The 2,047-nt window shown below is 70.5% G+C and carries 2 protein-coding genes; both read left to right on the top strand.

Annotated features, from left to right (window positions below; translation table 11 throughout):
- Nucleotides 1-334: 334 nt before the first annotated feature.
- Nucleotides 335-997 carry a DUF4956 domain-containing protein gene (locus BJF79_RS38320; RefSeq protein ID WP_262403187.1) on the top strand — a complete coding sequence of 221 codons (663 nt, stop codon included), beginning with the start codon at nt 335-337 and terminating at the stop codon, nt 995-997.
- Nucleotides 994-1,902: a polyphosphate polymerase domain-containing protein gene (locus BJF79_RS38325; RefSeq protein WP_075904731.1), complete on the top strand. Its 909-nt coding sequence runs from the start codon at nt 994-996 to the stop codon at nt 1,900-1,902. The genes BJF79_RS38320 and BJF79_RS38325 overlap by 4 nt, the downstream gene beginning before the upstream one ends.
- The last annotated feature ends 145 nt before the right edge of the window (nt 1,903-2,047 follow it).

Genomic DNA, 2,047 nt, shown 5'->3' on the forward strand with positions numbered 1-2,047 from the left:
CCGCCCGTCGCGGACCCGCCCGTCCCCGAGCCGCCCGTCCCCGCCGGTGACCGGCTGACCTCGATCGTCCCGCCGAGCGACGGCGGCGTGCTCTCCTGCGCCCGCACGAGCCCCACCCCGGTGGCGGGCGAGCAGCACCGCCGCCACCGCGACCCCGATGCACCACCTGCGTACTGAAACCGACATGGCACCAACCTCACACGCCGCGACGGAACGCACGGTTAAGGCCACATGAGAAGCCTTTCATCCGGCGGCGGCACGACACCGCAGGCAGCGCGCTCGATGAACGGTCTTTCATGTTGCTCTCACCCAGGTCCCATCGCGGGCCGCGATCGTGATCAATGAGTCGGACCGCAACCTGGAGGAACCTGTGGCTGGACACGTCCTGTACGGACTCGCCGCGAACCTGACCGCGATCACCGTGCTGGCGCACGTCATCTACTTCCGCCGGCACCACCGCCGGGACCTCCGGTTGGCCTACATAGCGGTCAACGTCGGAGTCTTCACGGTGGTTTCGCTACTGCTGGCCGAACGGGCGGACGTCGCCGTCGGGTTCGGCCTCTTCGCGGTGCTGTCGATCATCCGGCTGCGATCGGACGCCATCACCCAGGAAGAGGTCGGCTACTACTTCGTCGCGCTGGCGCTCGGCCTGGTCAACGGCATCGCCGCGGTGATCCCGTGGCTCGCCGTCCTGCTGGACGTCGTGCTCCTCACGATGATGTACATCGCCGACCACCCGCGCTTCGCGTCCCGCACCCGCCGCCAGGTGGTGACCCTCGACGTCGTCCACGCCGACCCCGCCGCCCTGCACGCCGACCTCGAACACCGCCTCGGCGGAACCGTCCTGACCTGCACGGTCACCGAGGTCGACTACGTGCGGGACGTGTCGGTCGTCGACGTCCGGTTCCGTCTCCCCGTCGCGAAGCCCAGGTCCGTCCACCAGACCCGCACGCCGTACCCGACGGTGTCGCCCGCCAGGGGAGGTGGCGCGCGATGACCGTCCTGACCGAAGCACCCTGCTCCGACGGAAGCGCCGCGGTCGCGCGCCTCACCGGCGCCCTGCCGTCCATGCCCCTCTCCCAGGTGCTGGACCGGGCCGAACTCCAGACCCGGGTCGACCGCAAGTACCTGGTTCCGGCCGAGCTGTGCGCCGCGATCCTGCCGCGCGTCGCCGGGGACTACGCGGCCCTGGAGATCGACGGCCGCCGCGGCTTCCGCTACTCGTCCACCTACTTCGACACCCCGAACCTCCTCACCTTCCGCCAGCACCGGCAGGGCAGACGGCAGCGCTACAAGATGAGGACGCGCACATACCTGGACAGCGGCGAGTGCATGTTCGAGGTCAAGCTGTCGGGGGCCCGCAACGCCACCGACAAGCGTCGGCTGCCCTACGACGCCGCCCGCCGCCGGACGCTCGACGGCACGGCCCGCGAGTTCCTGCAGGACGTGCTGCTGTCGGCGTACCGGACGAACCCGCCCGCGGCCCTCGTCACCAGTGCGACGACCGACTACCTGCGCTCCACGCTCGTCCAGCTGACCGGGCCCGGCCGGGTCACCTTCGACGCGTCCCTGACCTGCACCGACGGGGCGGTGACCATCGCCGCCGATCCCGGCATGGTGCTGATCGAATCCAAGTCCGAAGGCGGCGAGGCGCCGATGGACCGGATCCTGCGCGACCACGGCGTCCGGCCCGTGAAGATCAGCAAATACTGCGCGGCCGTGGCGGTGCTCTACCCGGGCGTCGCGGCCAACCCGTGGCGCCCGGCCGTCCGCGCGTACTTCGGTGCACCGGATGCCCGGGAACCGTTCCTAAACAGTGTCCAGGAGTGGGTCTTGGACCCATCTCGTGGTTCTGCGCGCGTCCCGAACGGTGTTGGATGCGCTGGTCGCCCGCGTTCTTGAGCCCGTCCGGGAGCGTGCATCGTGTGCCAGCGGTTCCGGGCCGGGGCTGGCGGGGTCCCTCACGCTCTGGGGTTTCCGGTTCGGTCTGGACGGTCCGATGCCCCTGCTCATCGCTCCGGTGGGCAGGGGGCGGTGCCGTCCGTCG

The sequence above is a fragment of the Actinomadura sp. CNU-125 genome (assembly GCF_001942465.1).
GTDB lineage: Bacteria > Actinomycetota > Actinomycetes > Streptosporangiales > Streptosporangiaceae > Spirillospora.

Excerpts from the sequence above, each read along its gene's own strand:
- BJF79_RS38325 (WP_075904731.1), top strand. The coding sequence starts at position 994 with ATGACCGTCCTGACCGAAGCACCCTGCTCCGACGGAAGCGCCGCGGTC.